The sequence below is a fragment of the Kitasatospora griseola genome (assembly GCF_044999035.1).
Classification (GTDB): Bacteria; Actinomycetota; Actinomycetes; order Streptomycetales; family Streptomycetaceae; genus Kitasatospora; species Kitasatospora griseola.
In genome coordinates this window covers 5324971-5339862 of sequence record NZ_CP173360.1, presented here as the reverse complement: position 1 = coordinate 5339862, position 14892 = coordinate 5324971, and the positions used below count along the sequence as shown (strand labels likewise).

The window sequence follows — 14892 nt, the reverse complement described above, 5'->3', positions numbered from 1 at the left end:
AGGGGCGCCACCGCCACCGGTCGTCGAGATCCCGCCACCCGGCCGGCTGACGACCCGTGAGCAGTCCGCTCCGGGGAGAGGGCGTAGCATGCCCCCGTCTCGCGGACCGATCCGCCTTGCGGCGGACGGATCGCTCGTACACATATGGGGGGATTCCATGACTGTCCGCACTCCGGTGCGCGCCGCGATCTGCCTGCTGTCGGCCGCCGCCGTCCTGGCCCCGGTCGCCGGCTGCGCCAAGAAGTCGACGTCGAACAACGACCGCCGGACGGCGGCCGGCGCCGCGGCGGAACTGTCGCCCGGCCCGACGGCCGACGCCTCGCCGTCCGGCTCCGCATCCGCGTCCACGTCCGCCACGCCGCCGGCCTCCGCCGCGCCCGGCGCCTCGGACAGCCCGAAGCCGTCCCGCAGCGCCACTCCGACCCGCACCGCGAGCCGCCCGCCGTCCGCGGCCCCCGCCCCCGTCGCCAAGGCCGGCCCCGTCGCGCCCCCGCCGCCCGCCGTACCGCCGCACACCCCGCCGCTGCAGAGCTCCTGCAAGCCGTCCTACACCGGCGCCAACGAGCCCAAGTCCGCCGTCAACGACGCGCTCACCGCCGCCGCGGGCAGGACCCGCACCTTCACCCTCGGCACCCCGTCCGGCGGTCGCACCGCCGACACCCTCCCGCCGCTGCCCGCCGCCCTGGTCAAGGCGATCGCCTGGCAGGAGAGCGGCTGGCAGTCCGCGATCCTCGCCTGCGACGGCGGCATCGGCACCATGCAGATCATGCCCGGCACCGTCTCCACCATGAACGCCAAGTACAACAACACCGCCGACGTCCACACCCTCGCCGGCAACGTCCAACTCGGCACCGAGTACCTCGACTGGCTGGTCGCCTACTACGGCGACTCCTGCTTCGGCGGCGACTACGACCTCTCCCCCGACCCCGTCAGCGGCAAGACCCCGCTGCTCGACCTGGTCATCGCCGCCTACAACGCCGGCGCGGGCAACGTCCACTACAACCTCACCACCGACCCCGCCACCGGCGCCCAGGTCGGCCAGTCCGTCATCCCGAACCCGTCGTACGTCGCCAACGTGAAGGCCTTGATGAGCAAGGCCCCCTGGACCACCGCCGGCTGATCAGCCCCTCACTGGTCCTCCGATCACCACTGCTCCAACGCTGCGGCCACCCTGTCGGCGACCTCGTCCATCCGCGCCGCCGTCAGGGCCCGCTCCCCGGCGCCCAACAACCCGAACACCCGCGGGCCGCGCAACTCCACCCCCAACTCCGGCCCGCGCGGCACCACATGAAAGTGCACGTGCGCGAACCCGGCCGCCTCCCCGAACTGCGCCACATACGCCTTCTCGCACCCCGTCACCACCTCCACCGCCCTCGCCAACCGCACCAGCCACCCACCCAGCGCCGCCGCCTCGGCCGTGCTCAACTCCGCCATCGACTCCAGATGCCGCCTCGGCACCAGCACGAGCCAGCCCGGCAGCGCACAGTCCACCGCGTGCACCACTCGCCAGTGCTCGTCCACCGCGATCCGCTCGTAGCGCGGCAACCGCTCGAACTCGGCCTCGCGCTCGCAGGAGTAGCACCCCGTCACGACTCTCCTTACCCCTCCGAACGCACAACGGCTCCCCCACGAACGACCGAGCCGTTCGCAGAGGAGCCGTCGACAACGAGCCCCGTCACCGCTGGTACGGATTCCCCCCGGCCGGCGGCTGCTGCGGCGGGTACGGCGCCTGCTGCTGCGGGTAGGGCGCCTGCGACTGCGGGTAGGGCGGCTGCGGCGGGTAGCCCTGCCCCGGCTGCGACTGCTGCCCGTAACCGGCGGGCCCGGGCTGATGCGGCGGATACCCGTAGCCGGGGCCACCACCGGGGCCGGCCGGACCACCGGGGCCACCGGGGCCGTTGCCGCCGCTCTTGGAACGGCGGACCAGCAGGACGATCACGACGATGACGATCAGGCCGAGGACGCCGCCGCCGACCGCGATCAGCATGCCGTTGCTGCTCTTGGAGTCACCACCCGCCTGCGGGGTGGTGGAGTCGCCGCCGGCCTGAGGCGACTTCGCGGGATCCGTGGCGCCCGAGCCAGGGGTCTTGGTGGACGAACCATCGCCCGAACCCGCGCGGCTCAGCAGCGGATTCTCCTTGGACCCGTTGTCCACCTCGGGGTTGGGGGCCAACGCTGCGGACGGAGATGCGACACCGTACCCGTACTGGTTGTTCGGGAACGTTCCCTTGTTCGGCAGCTTCACCGCGCTCTTGATCATCCGGTTGATGACCTGGCCCGCCGACAGGTTCGGGTACTTCGACCGCACCAGTGCGGCAATCGCGGACACGTATGCGGTGGAGTCGGACGTGCCGTCGCCGGTGCTGTACCCCTGCTTCCCGTTCGCGCGGTAGATGTTGACGCCCGGAGCGGCGAGCGTCAACTGAGGTCCTGTGGTCGACTTCGGCCACAGGTCTCCGCTGTCCGAGATCGCACCGACCACAACCACTCCGGGGAAGGCTGCCGGATAGCGAATCTCCGCACCCGGCTCATTTCCGGAGCCGGCGACAAGGACCACGTCCTTCTGGACGGCGTAATTGACCGCATCCTGATATCCGTCGTCAAACTTGCTTCCCCCGACGAAGGACATGTTGATGACCTTCGCGCCCTTGTCGACCGCGTAGCGGATCGCCTTGCCGATCTCCGCCCCGTCACCGGACTGAATATTCGTGCCGGTGCCGACGTGAATCTTCACAGGAAGAATCTTGGCGTTGGGTGCGAGACCCATGATTCCTGCGCCATCGCCGTGCCCATGCCCCGCAATGACACTGGCCATACCGGTCCCGTGACCGTCGGTGTCAGTCCGCCCGTCCTTACCGGCACCGGTGAAGTCCGTGCCCGGAAGGACCTGACCGGTCAGGTCGGGATGTTCTCCAACACCGGAGTCGAGGACTGCAACGATCACCCCGTCGCCCTTGCTGATCGGCCAGACCTTCTCGGCCGCGCTGTAGCTGTCCAGCGCCCACTGCCCGCTACGGATTTCGTCCGCAGTCGCGGGCCCCGCGCTGACACCCCAGACCAAGGCTCCTGCAGCGAGCACGGCCAGACCGCGCACGGATCGGCTGATCGTCAAGCCTCGTCACCCCACTCGTTGAAGCGGCCGCCCCGCAGACCATCGGATCTGCGGGACGGCCGACCGTGTTCGACAGTTCTACTGACCGAACGTCATTCCACCACGTTCGGGTTGACCTGATCGCCGGATGCCCAGGTTTCCTCGTCCTCGACGAGGTAGTCCGGACGGTCCTTGCCGCGCTTCTTGTCCTTCTTGCCGGCCTGGCCCTGGCCGCCCATGCCGCCACCGTGCGCGGCACCGGCCTGTCCCGGGCCACCGGCCTGACCTCCCGCGCCGCCCTGGCCGAGACGGTTGCGGCCGATACCTGAGCCGCCTTCGGTGAACGCCCGCCCGCCGGCGGTGGCGTGGGTCGACTCGCCGATCACGCCGCCGGCCTTTCCGGCCAGGTTTCCACCGGAACGCACGCCGATGCCGCTTCCACCCGCACTGCCGCCAGTGCCCAGGCCGCCGGAATGCGCACCGGCGCCGCCGGCACCGCCCGCACCAGCGCTGCCACCCGGGCCACCGCTGCCGCCCAAACCGCCGGAACCGAAGGTGCCCGCCTTGGAGACGCTGTTGCCGCTGAACCCGGCACGGCTGGTGCCGATGCCTGAGCCGCCGCCGAGCAGTCCACCCTCGCCACGGCCGATCGAACCGCCGCCCACACCGCCGGACGGACCGAGGCCACCTCCACCGGACGGACCGTGGACCCCACTGGCTCCTCCGGTGCCACCGATCGTCCCGGTGCCCCCACGGACACCACCGTTGCTGCCCAGAGTGCCGTCAATGCCCGTACCCGGGCCCTTCGGCTGCGGGACTGCGTTGGCCGTACCCCCGGAGATGCCCGGATCGGTCGGCCGGACCACGACCTGCTTCAGCTTCGGCGCTTGAGGTGTGCGGCTGCTCACCGGGCTCTGGCTCGAGGTACGCGATCCGGCGGAACCCGTCGCCCCGCCGTTCGGCGCAGCGATTCCGGCCCCGATGCCCATGATCAGAGCACCAAGGGCAGAGCTACCGCCATTGTCCGGCGGCTGCAGATCCCTGTTGTCATCGATGCCACGAAGCGGCGGCTTCAGGTAGTTCGTCGTGGCGCGGTAGCTGGCTGCCAGTGTCTGCATCACCGTGACCGCCTGCTGCTTGCGGCTGTCCGCAATGGCAGTACGGGTGTCCTCGTTGTCGATGCCGACCGTCTGCTGGGCGGTGTCGCTGATCGCGTCGCCCACCTTGTCCCAGAGCCCGGGCTCCTCGGGCATGTCTCGCTTGGCCTTGTCGATGGCCTCGGACATCATTTCCAACGCGCTGGCAGCGTCGTTCGAATAGGCCGCGACGTTGTTGACGGTGCTGGCGAGCGTGGTCATCCGCGAGTAGAACGCATCGCTGGTGTCACCCTGCCAGGAGTCACTGGCGTCGGCAGCCGCAGTGTTCAGCGCCGTACGGATCTGCTTCAGCGTGTCGGTGGCGCGACGCCAGGGATCGGCGGCGGCCATGACCGCGCCGGAGTCCATGGACTGGACCATGCCGCGCATCTGGCCATGGCTGTAGGAGTTGAAGTTGGTCATGTCGGTCACGATTGGCTCCCCTCACACCGAACAGTGGCTCGGCCGTCACCCGGTGCCGTTGTGTGTCGGACGATCAAAACTTCGGCCTCGGTTCTCCGCTGCCCGCCGGCGACACGTTCCCGACCGGCGGTACGGCCTGCGGTGCCGCCGCGGTGGTGCGCTGGGTCGAGGTCACCGGGACGGGCGCCACAGTGGACCAGCCGTCGCTTGCCAGCTTCAGGTGCTTGCTGGCGTTGTGCTCCTGCTCCTCGTAGTTGTTCGCGGTCCGGTCGGCGTTCTGTTGCGCCTCGTCGATCGACTGCTGGATCTGGTCGAGGACCGACCTCAACCCCTCCCGCATCTCGCCGTACTTGGAGTGCAACGCCTGCGCCTCCGCGAAGCTGCCGAACGCCGCCGGGCTCAACCCCGTCTGGCCGTGCACCTTCGCGCCGCCCGCGCCGTCCTCGAACTCCTTGAGCAGTCCTCGGACTTGCGTCGCGAACGCGCGCAGGCTGTCGACCTCTACCTGGTAGCCCTTGCCACCTGTGCTCATGTATTCGTACCTCCCCCGTACCTGCTGCCCGCTGGACTGCCCGCTCGACCGCCTGGGGCCTGATGGAAAATTGGCTCCAGTCCATATGTCTAACACATGGAACGGTCCGTCAAAACGCCCCCTGGTGAAGGGAGGTGGGGTCAGAGGGTGGGGACGGTGGCGGCAAGGGCCCGGCGGCAGAGGGAGTCGGCGCGGCGGGTGGTTTCGGGGAGGCGGTAGGAGGGGGTGAGTGCGAGGGTGACGGCGGTGGCTTCGGGTAGACCGATGCGGTGGCCGACGGAGAGGAAGACGGGCTTGACGCCCTGCCGGGTCCGGACGGCGCGGCCGACCGTCTCGGGGCCGTCGAGGAGCGGGGACCAGTCGCCGCGGCGGTCGCCGGGCGGCTCGTGGGTGAAGGTGAAGGGGGTCTTGGCGATCCCGAGGGTGGGCAGGCCGGTGTGGACGCCGAGGTGGCTGGCGAGGCCGAGGCGGCGGGGGTGGGCCAGGCCGTAGCCGTCGCAGACGATCAGGTCGGGGGTGCGGGTGAGCCGGGACAGCGCGTCGAGGACGGCGGGGAGCTCGCGGAAGGCGAGCAGTCCGGGGAGGTAGGGGAAGGCCACCCGGCCGACGGCGGTGACCTGTTCGACGACGTCGAGGGTCGCGTAGTCGAGCAGGACGGCCGCGGCGGCGACCACGTCGCGTTCGTCGTCGTAGGCGACGTCGACGCCGGCGATCAGGGTGCCGGGGCGGCGCGGGGGTTCGGGGCCTTCGGGGACGACCAGGGGGCGCAGGCGTTCCTGTTCGGCGCGGGCGGCTTCCGCGGTGGTGGGCCAGTCGGCGGGGACGGTCACGGCGACTCCGGGCGGGTCGGATACAGGTGGCACGGGGCGGCCACCCACCCCGGCGTTGTCCGTGTGCACGCTATCGCTCGGGGCTGCGGGGCGGAGACCGAGGGCCCGACGCCGAGCCGCGTGAGCCTGTGCGCCCCCTGTGCCCCCGATCAGCTCAACTCCCAAAGGCTAGGCTGAACTTACCGAACGGGCCGGAGAAACCCGACCCGGCCCCAGTCCCCGCGCGAAGGGTTGACCGCCATGACGCGCCCCACCGCCCCGTCGTCCCGCGCCGTCCGCCCGTCGGCCGCCGCCCGTCCCGGCCCGGTCCAGGTGGTTCTCGGCGCCCTGATCGCGACGACCGCCGCAGTGGTCCTGCTGGCCGTGTCCGGGGAGACCGGCGTGTGGCGGGTCGCGGTGCTGGTGGCGTTCGCGGTCGCGCTCGGGACGCTGTCCGCCGTCCTGCTCACCACCCGTCCGCGGGTACCGACGGCCGCCGCCCCCGCGCCGCCGGCCCGCCAACCCGAATACGCCCACCAGTCCCGGTAGCCGCGTCCCCGGAACCGGTGGCCGGACGCAGCGACTCCCGGGCCCGCGGCAGGTCGATGGCTGCCACGGGCCCGGGGCCCAAGAGAACCCGGCCCAAGAGAACCCACCACGCCGAGCCGGGCGCCCGTCAGGCGGTGGAGACCACCACCGTCTTGGCGGCCTTGTCGTGGATGCACTGGCGGTAGGGCTTGTCGAAGACGCCGAACAGGCCGTCGACGGGCCACCAGAGGCCGCCGCAGCAGAGCAGGGCGGGAACGACGAAGGTCGCGGCGCGGGTCCAGGCGGCGCCGGCGGTCGGGGACGAGCCGTCGGCGAGCATCGCGACCCGGACCTTCATCAGCTTCTTGCCGAGGGTCTGGCCGTCCCGGCTGAGCATCAGGCCCTGGTAGACCAGGAAGAGCAGGTAGCCGAGCCAGGCCGAGCCGACCCAGCCGTCCTGCCGGCCGAAGTTGACGAACGGCAGCAGAACCAGGACGGCGACCGCCTCCACCATGATCCAGTCGACCACGGTGGCGACGATCCGTGCGCCCCAGCCGCCGAGCGCGGGCATTCCGGGGATCGGGCCGGGGCCGGGCGCGCCGTAGGGCGAGCCGTACGGGTCGCCGGGGGGCGGGGTCTGACCGGGCGGGGGGCCGTAGCCGGGCGGCCGGTTGTCGTAGGGGGAGCCCGATCCGGGCGGCGCACCGTACTGGCCACCGTAGCCGGGCGGCGTGTCGTACGGGCTGCCCGCCGACGGCGGCTGCTTGTCGAAGGAAGGCTTGCCGCCCTCCTCCTCCGGCTCGGTCCCAGAGGGGTCGTCGTGGGTGCTCATGGCACGAGTAGAACACCGCGATTACTACGATGTTGGGACATTTACGCCGTTTCCGTCCCTTTCGACGACCGTCGACCGAGCGGCCGACGCACCGGACCGGGAGCGCGCCGGGTAACCCGCCGTCAGCGCCGCGCCACCCGCACCACCCGGGTCCGGGCCACCCGGTCGTGCCAGCCGCGTCGGGCCGGACGGTCCAGCAGCGGCGCGAACAGGCCCACCAGCAGGACGGTGCCGAGCCCGCCCACCAGCCAGCGCAGCAGCGCCCGTCCGAAGCCCGGCGGACGGCTGCCGCCCGCGGCGACCACCCGGATCCGGGCCAGCCGCTTGCCGAAGGTCCGGCCGGTCCGCGCGACCGGCAGCACGTGGTAAAGCAGGGCGAACAGCAGCAGCACGCCGAGCACCACGCCCAGCCGGCCCAGCACCACCTGGTCCAGCAGCCACACCTGGTGCTGCCGGCCGGTCAACCGGGCGGCCAGCTGCGCCTGGGCGATCTTCTTCTGGACGTGCGCCGAGACCGTGGCCGCCATCGGCACCGCGACGGCCGCCCCGACCACGAGCGTCACCGCCCCGTCCACCAGCCACCCGAAGGTCCGCGCCGCGAGCCCCGCCGGGACGGGCGCCGGCGCGGCCGTCCGGCGCTGCTTCCCGCCGTCACCGCCGCGCACCCGCGCCACGGGACGCTCCTCGGCCGGGGCGACCCGCGGCCCCGCCTCGCGCTCGCGCGGCGGCCGCACCCGCTCGCTGGTGACGTGGGCCGCCCGCGGCTCCCGCGCGGCCCGCTCCAGAGGGGACTCGACGGCCTCGTCGAGCGCCGCATCGACGCCCCAGGACACCCGCCGCGGCGCCTCCCCGGTGTCCATCAGGCCGCGCTGCGCCCGCGGGTCCGCCCGCCAGCCCGTACCGGCGGCCGGCTCGGCGTCGTGCGCCTCCTCCGCCGGCGCGCCCGGGCCCGAACGCGCCTCCCCCGCGCTCCGTCCGCGCAGCGGCTCGTGCGGGGCCGGCCGCTCGTGGGCCGGCCGCGGCTCGTACAGCGGCCCGGGCGCGGCCGACATCCCCACCGAGCCGTCGCCGCCCGCCCCGCCACCGCCGCCGTGCCAGGGCGTCCCGCCGAGCGGCTGGGCGGGGCGCGGCGCGACCTCCTCCACGATCACCGGCTCCTGAACCGCGCCCTGAACCGCCTCGCGCACTGCGTCGTGAACCGCGTCCAGCACCTCGGCCGCCTCCGGGGCTTCGCGGCGCTCCCGGACGGCACGCGCCTCCCGACCGTCCCCCACCGGCCCGCGCGGCGCCACCACCACCGCCTCGGGCACCGGCGCCGCCTCCGGCACCGGGGCAGGGGCCGGGACCGACACCGGGCCCAGGCGCAGCGCGGCGGCGGTGGCCCAGGACTCCGCGGCAGCGGGCTGGAGTCCGTTGCCGGTGACGGCCCAGGGGGCGGGCTCGACGGGGCGCAGCGGCGCCGTCCCGGTGCGCGGGCGGATCTCGACGGCGGCGGGCGGGGGTTCCACCGGATCGGGGTGGGCGGGCATGTTGAACGCGGTGTGGGCGCCGGTCTCGTCGAGGTAGATCGGGCCGGTCTCGATCAGCGGGCCGGTGGGCGCGACGGGGGCGAGGCCGGGCGGGACGCTGTAGGGCGGCGGGCCGATGTAGCGGGCGACGAAGCGCGGGGGCTGGAGCTGTTCGCCGGGGGCGGGGGCGGCCCGGCTGGTGCCGGGGACCCAGGCGTGGCCGGCCCAGTAGCGGACGAAGCCGGGTACCGAGGGGTCGGGGTAGTAGCCGGGTGCCCCGGCTTCGGCGGGCACGGTCGTGCCGAGCATCGGTGCTGCGGTGGGGAGCCGGTCCGTCATTGCCTCTTCCTTCGTACCGGCACCGCGGCGTGCAGGTGTGCGGATGTGCGCAACAGGGCCGCCGCGGGCGGAGAGTCGCCGGGCAGTCACAAAGAGTAGTACCTGGAGGGGCCCGGTCCGCCCGGTTCATCGGAACTCGTGAAACGGGTGGAACGGGACGGACTCGAGTGGTACGGCGCGAGTCCTGGGAGTCGGGTCGGTCGCGCCGGGGCCGCGGTCGGCCGGTTCGGTGTCCTGCCCGGTGTCCTCTCCGGAACAACCGGGGCGGCGGGGAAAAGGTTCTGCGGAAAGTCCGTCGGAAAAGTTCTCGGAAACCCGTGTAAGAGTGCGCGGCGCCCGCCCTCTCTCCGGGTGTGCGGCCGATCGGCGGCCGCACGCGGAGGCGAGCGGCCTCACACGGAGGCGAGAGGGTGAGCGGCCATGGCCGGACAGCCGACCGGAGTGGTGGAGCAGGAGCTGGAGCTGGAGCTGGTGCTGTCGCCGGAGCGCAGCGTCCCGGTGCCGGCGCGGTTGTCGTACGGGAGCCACGACCCGTTCGCGGTGTACGTGACCTTCCACCTGGACAGCGGGACGCCGGTCACCTGGGTGTTCGCCCGGGAGCTGCTGGTGGAGGGAACGTTCCGGCCGTGCGGCCAGGGCGACGTCCGGATCTGGCCGACCCGCGCGGGGCGGCGCAGCGTGCTGTGCATGGCGCTGAGCTCGCCGGCCGGCGACGCGCTGCTGGAGGCGCCGCTGCCCACCGTCGCGGCGTGGCTGGAGCGGGCGCACCGGCTGGTGCCGCCGGGCGCCGAGCTGGAGGCGATGGACCTGGACGGCTCGCTCGCCGAGCTGCTGGCATGACAGCCCGGGCCGAGAGCCGCGCCGATGGACGCACCGGGGCCCGCACCCGCCCCGGTCGCGTCGGTGCTCAGTGGGTCGCGGGGGCCTTCTGGGTGCCGGTGCTGCCGAGCCCGTCGAGGTCGGCGCGCGGGGCGGGGAGGCGGACCAGCGGGGCGCCGGCGGCGCGGCGGCGGGAGTGCACGCGCAGTGCGGCGACGGCCAGGAAGCACAGGCCGAGCAGGGGGTAGACGGAGGCGGGGGCCTGGCTGAGGAGCGGCAGGTGCAGGTCCAGGTCGCCCTTGTGCGGGACGATCCACATCGCGAAGGAGAGGAAGCCGAGCAGGGTCAGGCCGAACACGATCCGCCAGCGGAAGCGCCGGACGGCGGCGGGGCGGGAGCGTTCGTGGGCGGCCTCGGCGGCGAGCAGCACCAGCATCGGCACGCACCACACCCAGTGGTGGGTCCAGCTGATCGGGGAGATCAGCACGGCCGTGACCAGTGCGGCGCACACGCTCCAGGCGTCGGCCCGGGGCGACCAGCGGGCGCTGCGGTGCGCCCAGACGGCGATGCCGAGGCCGGCGACGGCGACCAGGGCGGCGAGCGCGGTGGCGGGCAGTCCGGGGTTCTCGGTGTGCAGCAGGCGGGCGACCAGGCCGCTCAGCGACTGGTTGTCGACGATGACGGTCTTGCCGACCCGGGTGGAGTCGAAGAGGTACGTGGTCCAGAAGCCCCGGGTGGCGTCCGGCAGGACCAGCGCGCCGATCAGGAAGGTGCCGACGAAGGCGGCGCCGGCCACCAGGGCGGCCCGGATCCGGCCGGTGATCAGCAGGTAGACGGCGAACAGGCCGGGGGTGACCTTGATGCCGGCGGCGAGGCCGATGGCGAGGCCCTTGGAGCGGGCGTGGTCGGAGCGGGTGAGGTCCCAGAGGATCAGGCAGGCCAGGGCGAGGTTGATCTGTCCGTAGCGCAGGGTGGTGAAGACGGGTTCCAGCCAGACGCCCAGTCCGGTGATCAGGATCACGCCGACCGGGCGCAGTTCGCGGCGCGGCCAGCCGACCAGCTTGAAGGACAGGTGGGCGAGGGTGGCCAGCAGCAGCAGGTTCCCGAGGGTGACGGCGACCCGCAGGAACGGGATGCCGAACCAGGTGGTCGGCACGAACAGCATGGCGGCGAACGGCGGATAGGTGGCGGGCAGGTCCCACTCGGTGACCCGGAGCGCGTACAGGTCCTGGCCGTGGGCGACGGCGGCGCCCTCGGCCCGGTAGACGATCATGTCGACCATCGAGGTGCCGACGAAGTGCCGCAGGACCGCGTAGCCGAGCAGGGAGACCAGGGCGACCGCGCCGGCGATGCGCAGCTGCCGCCGGGGGGCGGCGCGCAGCGCGGCGGTGATGTCGGCGAGCAGGCGGGCGGGTGCGGTGAGGGCGCGCTGCCAGGCGGGGACGGGTGGTTGTTCGGGTCCGCCGGAGGGTGTGGCGCGTTCTGCTTGCACCGTGGTCACTGTGTTGCTCCGTCCGCCGTCGACCTGCGCTGGGCCAGCAGCCGACACTACCCGACCTCCCGGTTCGCGCCACCGGTCACGATCGTCGCGGGGCGCGCCCGGGAGGCGCGGGTCCGGTCGCGGTCGCCCCGGGCTCCCCGCCGGGGGCCTGCGGCGCGGTCACGGGGAAGGGTGACCGCGCGGGCTCGGCCCCGGCCCGGGGCGACCGCCGGTTTCGGGTGGCCGCGCTCCCGGGGTGCGGCCCGCCGATGCGGACGGTGATCGGCGTGCGGCCGACCCTAGCCGCGTCGGCGGGCCGCAATCGCGCGGCCGGGGCGGCATCAGGCGCCGCTGAGGCGGTACTGGGGAGTACTTAAGGAAGAGGAGCGACACCAGCTGTCGCCCCCGCGGTAACAGCTGCTGTGTCGGTGTCATCGGCCTGTGGTCAGTCCTTGCGGATGAGGCGGCCGGAGCGGCGCCGTTGCTGGCGCGGCAGTTCGACTTGGGTGCGGGTGTTGAGCCGCACCCCGATCTCGGCGCCGCCGAGGGCGGCGGAGCGGCCGAGGGCGACGTCGCCGCCGGTGCTCTCGGCGAGTTTGCGGACGATGTCCAGGCCGAGGCCGGTGGAGCCTTCGCCGCCGTGGCCGCCGCCGCGGCGGATCGCCGGGGCCGGGTCGGCGAAGCCCGGTCCGGCGTCGCCGACCAGGACGGTCACGCCGTCCTCGGTGACGGTCAGGTCGACGGCGAACGCGGTGCCGACGGCGGTGTGCCGGAACACGTTGCCGAGCAGCGCGTCGACGGCGGCGGCCAGGTCGCCGCGCTGCACGGGCACGGGCGCCGGCTCCCGGTCGCCGGCCAGCTGCCAGGGCCGGCCCTCGTCCTCGGCGAGGGCGGACCAGAACGCGACGCGTTCGCGGATCACTTCGACGGCGTCGCAGCCGAGGACGACCGGCGGGGCGGCCACCGGGTCCCGGCGGGCGGTGCGGATGATCTGGTCGACCTCGCGTTCGAGCTGGGCGACGGCGTGCCGGGTCGCGTCGGCGGCGTCGCCCGCGCCGAGGGCGGCGGCGTTGAGCCGGAGCACGGTGAGCGGGGTGCGCAGCCGGTGCGACAGGTCGGCGGCGAGCTCCCGTTCGGCGGCGAGCAGGTGGACGACGCGGTCGGCCATGGCGTTGAACGCGTAGGCGGCTTCGCGGAGCTCTTCGGGTGCGCCCGCCGCCTCGGGCCCGTCGACCGGGACCCGGACGGCGAGGTTGCCGGAGCCGAGCGAGCGGGCGGCGGTGGCGAGGCGGCGGGCGGAGCGGACGATTCGGGCGCCCATCCGGTCGGCGACCCCGACGGACACCGCGACCAGGGCGAGCGCGACGCCGGAGAGCACCAGCCAGGCGGTGCCGACGCCGCGCGACAGATCGGCGTCGGCGACGAACACCTCGACCATGGCGACCCGGCCGTTGTCGACGGCGACCGGCTGGAGCAGCGCGTAGCCGCCGGCGGTGCGGACGGTGCCGCCGCGGGAGCGGCCCTGGGTCTCGGCGGAGCCGAGCTGCCCGGCGTCGACCCGGGTGTGGCCGACCACCGGGCCGCCGGGCAGGTGGACGGCGAGCCGGTCCTCGGCCCCGGCGTCGGTGGAGGCCAGGGCGCGGGCGATGGCGTCCTGGTCGGTGGTGATGGCGAGCGCCGGACCGAGGGCGGCGGCCTGCCGTTGGGCGGCGGTGAAGGCCCGGTCGCGGGCGGTGTGCTGGACGACCAGGCCGAGCGGGATGAGGAACGCCAGCGCGACCATGACGGTGCCGGCGACGGCGGCCTTGACCATCGCCCAGCGCAGCGAGCGGAGCAGGCGTTTCACGGCGCGCACCCGACCGGTTCCGAGGGCGCTTCCAGCCGGACGCCGACGCCGCGCACGGTGTGCAGGTAGCGCGGGCTGGAGGCGGTCTCGCCGAGCTTGCGGCGCAGCCAGGACAGGTGGACGTCGATGGTCTGGTCGCCGCCGTAGGTCTGCCGCCACACCTCGGCGAGGATCTCCTTGCGCGGGACGACCACGCCGGGCCGGGCCGCGAGGAACGCCAGCAGGTCGAATTCGCGCCGGGTGAGGTCGAGCCGTTCTCCGTCGAGCAGGGCCTCCCGGCGCTGCGGGTCGATGGCGAGGCCGCCGACCCGCAGGATCTGAGGGGCCATCAGCGAGCCGCCGCCGAGCCGGCGCAGCACGGCGGCCATCCGGGCGGTGAGGTGCTCGCCGGAGAACGGTTTCACCAGGTAGTCGTCGGCGCCGTCGTTCAACAGCCGGACGATCTCCGCCTCGTCGTCGCGGGCCGTGGAGATGATGACCGGTACGTTGGTCAGTCCGCGGATCATCTTGAGCGCCTCGCTGCCGTCCAGATCCGGCAGGCCCAGATCGAGGATCACCAGGTCGCAGCCGACCTGGGCGACTTCCCGCAGCGCCTCCAGGGCGGTGCCGACGGAGCGCACGGCGTGGCCGGAGTCGGCCAGATGGCGGATCAGGGCGGAACGCACAAAGGGGTCGTCCTCGACCACAAGCACTGTTGCCATGGGGCTGCACGGTACGGCATCGCGACCAACTGGTCTGTACCTTGGGTGGCCCTGGCGGGCCCGGGCGGCTGTCTGACGGGTCCTCTGGGGGTGTGATCTGCAAGGTTGCTGAGGATTGACCGGGGCACTGACCTGCTCGTGACCTGAGTACGGCAGGATGGCCCGCGATGCGGAGCGGATGGGTTCAACTGGGCGCCTGGACGGCAGCCACCGGGGCGGCGGTGGCGCTGTCCTGGCTCGGCGTGCACGCGGTGCTGGCCGACACGGTGTTCGAAGGCCCGGTGGCGCTTCCGCTGCCGTCGGCGGCCTCGCCGGAGCCGGGGACGGCGGCGACCGCGCCGCCTCCCGCGGCGACGGGCGCCCCGCCGACCGACCCGGGCGCCTCCGGCGGACCTGGCGGACCCGGCGGCCCGGGTTCCGCCGGCGCCACGGCGACCCCGCGCCCCGGTCCCGACCCGGACCCGCCCGCGAACCCGGGCGGGGGTCCGAGCCCGAGCCGCGGTCAGGCCTCGCCGTCGCGCAGCACCGCGGCGATCCGCGCCACGCCGAGCAGCACGACCGGGACGGTGAAGAGCTACCTGATGCCGGGCGGCCGGGTGGCGCTCGACATCCGGGAACACGACGTGCAGCTGGTGTCGGCGACCCCGGAGGCGGGCTGGGCGATGCAGGTCTGGCACGGCGACCAGTGGCTGCGGGTCAACTTCAGCAAGGACGACCGGGTCTCCTACCTGATCGTGACGTGGAACGGCTACCAGCCGGACGTGCAGGTCGTCCCGGGGTGACGTGCGGCTCAGTGGGCTGACGGGCGGGCCGCGCCGACCCCACAATGTCGGTCGACGCCCGCACCA

Annotated in this window: 14 protein-coding genes; 4 read left to right on the top strand and 10 right to left on the bottom strand. The window is 73.6% G+C overall.

The features are described 5' to 3' along the window. Positions 1 to 157 precede the first annotated feature (157 nt). Positions 158 to 1120 (top strand): transglycosylase SLT domain-containing protein, encoded by a 963-nt coding sequence (locus ACI1MP_RS24275; RefSeq protein ID WP_404869461.1) that lies wholly within the window; start codon positions 158 to 160, stop codon positions 1118 to 1120. Positions 1121 to 1143: 23 nt separating this feature from the next. Here ACI1MP_RS24275 and ACI1MP_RS24270 read toward each other — a convergent pair whose 3' ends face one another. The 5 genes from ACI1MP_RS24270 to ACI1MP_RS24250 form a co-directional block, all read right to left on the bottom strand. Continuing rightward, positions 1144 to 1590 (bottom strand): HIT family protein, encoded by a 447-nt coding sequence (locus ACI1MP_RS24270; protein ID WP_380341054.1) that lies wholly within the window; start codon positions 1588 to 1590, stop codon positions 1144 to 1146. Positions 1591 to 1675: 85 nt separating this feature from the next. Further along, positions 1676 to 3112, bottom strand: coding sequence for a S8 family serine peptidase (locus tag ACI1MP_RS24265; RefSeq protein WP_404869460.1), 1437 nt, complete (start codon positions 3110 to 3112; stop codon positions 1676 to 1678). 92 nt (positions 3113 to 3204) lie between these two features. Then, positions 3205 to 4659, bottom strand: coding sequence for a WXG100 family type VII secretion target (locus tag ACI1MP_RS24260; RefSeq protein ID WP_380341058.1), 1455 nt, complete (start codon positions 4657 to 4659; stop codon positions 3205 to 3207). Positions 4660 to 4723: 64 nt separating this feature from the next. Continuing rightward, positions 4724 to 5182 carry a hypothetical protein gene (locus ACI1MP_RS24255; RefSeq protein ID WP_380341061.1) on the bottom strand — a complete coding sequence of 153 codons (459 nt, stop codon included), beginning with the start codon at positions 5180 to 5182 and terminating at the stop codon, positions 4724 to 4726. 140 nt (positions 5183 to 5322) lie between these two features. Further along, positions 5323 to 6012 (bottom strand): endonuclease V, encoded by a 690-nt coding sequence (locus ACI1MP_RS24250; RefSeq protein WP_404869459.1) that lies wholly within the window; start codon positions 6010 to 6012, stop codon positions 5323 to 5325. A 240-nt stretch (positions 6013 to 6252) separates the two neighbouring features. Here ACI1MP_RS24250 and ACI1MP_RS24245 point away from each other — a divergent pair, with 240 nt between their 5' ends. Continuing rightward, positions 6253 to 6540: a hypothetical protein gene (locus tag ACI1MP_RS24245; RefSeq protein ID WP_404869458.1), complete on the top strand. Its 288-nt coding sequence runs from the start codon at positions 6253 to 6255 to the stop codon at positions 6538 to 6540. Positions 6541 to 6667: 127 nt separating this feature from the next. Here ACI1MP_RS24245 and ACI1MP_RS24240 read toward each other — a convergent pair whose 3' ends face one another. Together ACI1MP_RS24240 and ACI1MP_RS24235 are read right to left on the bottom strand one after the other, a co-directional pair. Beyond that, the gene (locus ACI1MP_RS24240) at positions 6668 to 7351 is read right to left on the bottom strand and encodes an RDD family protein (protein WP_100588601.1); all 684 of its coding nucleotides are present in this window, start codon (positions 7349 to 7351) and stop codon (positions 6668 to 6670) included. A 122-nt stretch (positions 7352 to 7473) separates the two neighbouring features. Then, positions 7474 to 9198: an RDD family protein gene (locus ACI1MP_RS24235; protein ID WP_404869457.1), complete on the bottom strand. Its 1725-nt coding sequence runs from the start codon at positions 9196 to 9198 to the stop codon at positions 7474 to 7476. A 420-nt stretch (positions 9199 to 9618) separates the two neighbouring features. On the opposite strand from ACI1MP_RS24235, the gene ACI1MP_RS24230 reads away from it, so the two are divergent. Next, positions 9619 to 10038 (top strand): SsgA family sporulation/cell division regulator, encoded by a 420-nt coding sequence (locus tag ACI1MP_RS24230; RefSeq protein ID WP_404869456.1) that lies wholly within the window; start codon positions 9619 to 9621, stop codon positions 10036 to 10038. A gap of 67 nt (positions 10039 to 10105) precedes the next feature. Here the strand turns inward: ACI1MP_RS24230 and ACI1MP_RS24225 are convergent, their stop codons facing one another. From ACI1MP_RS24225 to ACI1MP_RS24215, 3 genes are all read right to left on the bottom strand, one after another. Next, positions 10106 to 11518: a glycosyltransferase 87 family protein gene (locus tag ACI1MP_RS24225; RefSeq protein ID WP_404869455.1), complete on the bottom strand. Its 1413-nt coding sequence runs from the start codon at positions 11516 to 11518 to the stop codon at positions 10106 to 10108. A 424-nt stretch (positions 11519 to 11942) separates the two neighbouring features. After that, positions 11943 to 13322, bottom strand: coding sequence for a sensor histidine kinase (locus ACI1MP_RS24220; protein ID WP_404870825.1), 1380 nt, complete (start codon positions 13320 to 13322; stop codon positions 11943 to 11945). A 17-nt stretch (positions 13323 to 13339) separates the two neighbouring features. Continuing rightward, complete coding sequence (locus ACI1MP_RS24215) at positions 13340 to 14044, bottom strand: response regulator transcription factor (RefSeq protein WP_083462505.1); 705 nt, start codon at positions 14042 to 14044, stop codon at positions 13340 to 13342. A 167-nt stretch (positions 14045 to 14211) separates the two neighbouring features. Here ACI1MP_RS24215 and ACI1MP_RS24210 point away from each other — a divergent pair, with 167 nt between their 5' ends. After that, positions 14212 to 14826, top strand: coding sequence for a hypothetical protein (locus ACI1MP_RS24210; protein WP_404869454.1), 615 nt, complete (start codon positions 14212 to 14214; stop codon positions 14824 to 14826). Positions 14827 to 14892: the final 66 nt, after the last annotated feature.